This is a genomic window from Microcystis sp. M083S1, from assembly GCF_020246405.1.
Classification (GTDB): Bacteria; Cyanobacteriota; Cyanobacteriia; order Cyanobacteriales; family Microcystaceae; genus Microcystis; species Microcystis aeruginosa_C.
In genome coordinates, this window is sequence record NZ_JADBTB010000064.1 from 1 (window position 1) to 4090 (window position 4090).

3 protein-coding genes and 1 pseudogene are annotated in these 4090 nt (G+C 39.4%); all 4 read right to left on the reverse strand.

Annotated features, from left to right (window positions below):
* A pseudogene (locus IM450_RS05810) lies at nucleotides 1-164 on the reverse strand (recombinase family protein); the annotation flags it as partial.
* On the reverse strand, nucleotides 121-255 hold the full coding sequence (locus IM450_RS05815; RefSeq protein ID WP_287666430.1) for a hypothetical protein: 135 nt from the start codon (nucleotides 253-255) through the stop codon (nucleotides 121-123). The pseudogene IM450_RS05810 and the gene IM450_RS05815, both read right to left, overlap by 44 nt.
* Before the next feature lie 481 nt (nucleotides 256-736).
* Entirely contained in the window at nucleotides 737-2740 is a 2004-nt protein-coding gene (locus tag IM450_RS05820) for an ABC transporter ATP-binding protein/permease (RefSeq protein WP_002804151.1), read from the reverse strand.
* A gap of 63 nt (nucleotides 2741-2803) precedes the next feature.
* A partial coding sequence (locus IM450_RS05825) for a thioesterase domain-containing protein (protein WP_287666433.1) occupies nucleotides 2804-4090 on the reverse strand: 1287 nt, incomplete at its 5' end.

Below are 4090 nucleotides of genomic sequence, written 5' to 3' on the forward strand. Positions count from 1 at the left end.
CGATGATCATTGACTCCACTTCCTACTTCTTTAACTACTCGAACAATTTGATAGCCTTTCGCAATACAATAAGCTTCCAATCTTTTTGCCTGAGTCTCTAAGTTAGATTTATTTTCTGAACTAGAAACTCGCCCATAAATACTTTTCTGTTGGCTCTCTCCTGGCTAAAGCAAGAAGATTCTTGGGCTGAATCCTGCCTCCACCAACAATGTTAGTCTCGGCATTATACCATTTTTCTTTATTCGTGGCAGACATTCTACTCCTTTCTTGCCCCCCGATGTCGGGGGGGTGGGGGGCAAGGGTTGAGGGAAATTAACCATCTCTGCCATTACTTTAGAAAAATGGTAAGTACCTAAGCAAAATTAATTACACATATCTAACCACCTCTTGCCTCTTGCCTCTTGCCTCTTGCCTATCTTTACTAGGAAATTAATTTTGCACGACTACTTATTACAGTTTCCTGGCTAGTCCGACTACACCTTTTACAGTTTGAAAATGCCAAAATTTTGGTCAATAACGGCGTTGAAATCCAAACGGAGTAGCAATCCTTACCACAGGAAATGAACCTGATCGCCTTGTCTCCCTATACCACCATCCAGACCGATTAGAGCCGCCCCCGCGCTATCAAAATGTCTCCGTCTCAAACACGATCGCCATTTTGTAGATTGGATTAACACAGAAAAACCAAATTTCGTTCAAAGAGGCGCGATCGCCCCTTTGTTAGAGTCATTTAAAGTTAAGTTCTGAGCCACTTTAATATCTGAGGATTTTTGTCATAACGGTAGGTAAAACCATCTTTGGCTGTAATCACCTTCCCTCGACTAGCTTTACTCCGAATGCTAGAGAGTGATAGGTCTGTTAATAGTTTCATTTCCTGATGGGAAAATCCTTCAAGAGAATAGACTATTTCTGGTTCTGATCCATTATCGATAGTAATATCGGGTGTTATGGAATTGTTACTCGGAGCATTAGTAAACATTTCTCGCGCTTTTTTAAGGCGATAATCTTGAACGCTTAAGAGTTCCCAACTAGAGTCAGCAGAAAGTTCTAAAACCCATTGATGGTAATTAAACAAACTTTCTCGATGACCCACACTAATAAAGGTTGTCTTGCGAGTTTGTAATTGCTCGTATAAAATCTCCTCATTTGTTAAATCTAAGGCACTGGTCGCCTCATCTAAAATGGTAAAACTCGGAGAATTCACTAACAATCGAGCAAAGGCTAGGCGTTGTTGTTCACCGAGGGAGAGAATGTTTTCCCAGGGTTTTTCGGAGTCAAAGTCATCCACCCGATTTAGCACATTTTGCAAATTGACTTGTTGTAATACTGCTTGAAGTTCGGTATTGCTCATCTCACGATTGGTTAGAGGATACAGCAATTGTTCGCGTAAGGTTCCCAAAATAATGTAGGGACGTTGGGGCAAAAAGAGAATTTCTTCTAGGGGAGGACGCACTAAACGCCCAGTGCCAGCATTCCATAAACCGGCAATCGCCCTTAATAAAGAACTTTTACCTCGACCACTGGGCCCGACAATCAATAATCCTTCACCTTTTTGAACAGTAAGAGATAAATCCTCAACAATCACCTTTTCATAGTCAGGGGTTTCTAGGGTGACGTGTTCAAAGGCAAAATGATTTTCTTCTATGGTTGTAATTGTGCTGACATTCTCGGCTTGTTTAGTCACAGTTTCTAAGGCATTAGAAAATTCATTTAAACGTTCTACATAACTCGAAAACCGTCCTGAAGTGCCAAATTCTGTAATTAATTCTCCCAGGGCCGATGCAAACATAAAACTAGCTAATGAAGCTTGCTCAACTTGTCCATAATCAATTTCTCCTTTAATATACAAAGGGCCAAGCACTAAAAAAGGAAAAAACTGAATGACGGAACGATAGCCCCGACTAAAAATTTCATTCCCTTTTTCCCAGTTAATTTTATTTTTCGTATCATTGATAACTTCCTGAAAACGCCGCTGAATAATATTTTGTTCCTCTTTTTCTCCCCGAAAAAAAGCAATAGATTCCGCATGAGTCCGAACATGGGTTAAGGCATAGTTATAATCTGCTTTTGATTGCAGTTGTGCCTGATTGATCTTGCTTAATTCTTGATTTAGATAGGCGGCAATAAAATTACCGATAATCGTGTAAAACAGTAGCGGAATAGCAATCTGTCGAGAAATTGACCAAACTACCACTAAAAAAGTTAGCATTTCCAAACTTTTTTCCAAAAAAGTGGCCGAGAAACTAATGGCGTTTGTGGCGATCGGTTCAATTTCCTGGGCTAGACGTTGATCGGGGTTATCAATGTCAGATTGAAAGTTAATTTTATAATAGGCACGATTACTAAAATATTTCTCTAAAATCTGGGTGTTTAACCATTGATACCAATCTAGGGCAATTTTTTTGCGAATATCTTTGGTGAACCCTGCCAGCAGCGTTACACAGATTAATCCGATCGCATAGACAGTTAATGTACTGGCAAATTGAGACGCATCTTTTTCCTGAATAATGACATCAATTAAACGACGATTAACAAAACTGTTAAAAGCCGTGACGGCGACTAATCCCACAATCAAAAAGATAAGCAGTGATAGCATTCCCCAGGAACGAATAACCTGAGAAAAGCTTCTTTTATTTGATACAGTGGGATACCAATAGGGTTGGGCGATCGCCTTTACATCCCTTAAAAATTGGTTAAAGGAAGCAAGGGCATTGGCACTAGAAGCTGTTTGGGTTGTCATACTTGTCCTCTGACCGGTGAACGATCATTCATTTTAAACAATAATCAGGTCTTTTTGAAAGTTTTAGGCTAGGTAGCTATTTAGTTTTTCAGCGAGGACTCGATTTTTAATTAAACCGTAGTGATCGCCGCTAATCCATTGAGATTGCAAGTCATTGATTACTTGATGCCAACCAGGATTTTTAATAGAACTGTCTTCCGCTCCTAAGAAAACACTTCTCCCCAGATACGTCTTGGGAGAATAGCTGCTCAAAGCTTGGTGATTAATCTGGAAAACTTTAAACCAGGTTTTAACCTGCTGCTTCCCAAAATCTGACGGCAAAAGATTCGTCTCTTGACTCCAAGTAATAAATTTTTCTAGTAATTCGTCTGATGTAAAATGAGCAAGTTCACTCCCAGAGAAAGAGATTTCTTGATTAAATATACTTACTAAGTCTCTGATGAAAGAATAGGCAATATTGAGATCTTCATTAAATTCTTCTGTCAGGGAATTAGCAGAATGTTTCTCCCTATTAACTGAATTAAGTAAACTGGGAGAATAACTATCTATTAAAGCCAGTAAAGCAACTTCTTGACCTTGGGTCAATAATTGTTGGGCGATTTCAAAGGCAATTACTCCTCCCATTGACCAACCTCCTAAATAGTAGGGGCCAGAGGCTTGAACAGTTTGTATTGCTTCAATATAAATCATTGCCATTTCTTCAATAGAGGCTACAGTTTTTTCTAATTCACTTAGCCCTAATGCTTGCAATCCGTAGAAAGGCTGCTCCGTTCCTAAATTACGAGCTAAATCGGCATAACATAGCACATTACCACCAATGGGATGAACAGCAAAAAATGGAGTTTTATCACCTTGAGACTGGATAGCAATCAACGGTGAAGAGGCTGGCTGAGTTGTTTCTTGCGCTAGTAATTTGGCTAGACTTGCTATGGTTCCATTTTGAAAAAGACTGGTTAATGGTAAACGTTTGTCTAACTTTTGTTCAATACGATTGATCAGACTGACTGCTAACAAAGAATGACCGCCTAATTCAAAGAAGTTTTCCTGAATACCAATATCATTAATGCCTAAAATCTCTGACCAGATTTGAGCTAATTGTAATTCCACTAAATTACGCGGGCCAATTTTAGGAATATTTTTTCTGGTCTGATCATCGGGTATAGGTAAGGAACGGCGATCGCATTTACCATTGGGAGTTAAGGGTAAATTATCTAAAATAACAAAGGTATTGGGAACGAGATAGGCGGGTAATTGATTCGCCAAAAATTGACGCAGTTCGCTAGTAGTTATCTGGGAGTCAGAAGTAAGAACCACATAGGCAACTAAGCGCTTATCGCCAGGAGTATCTTC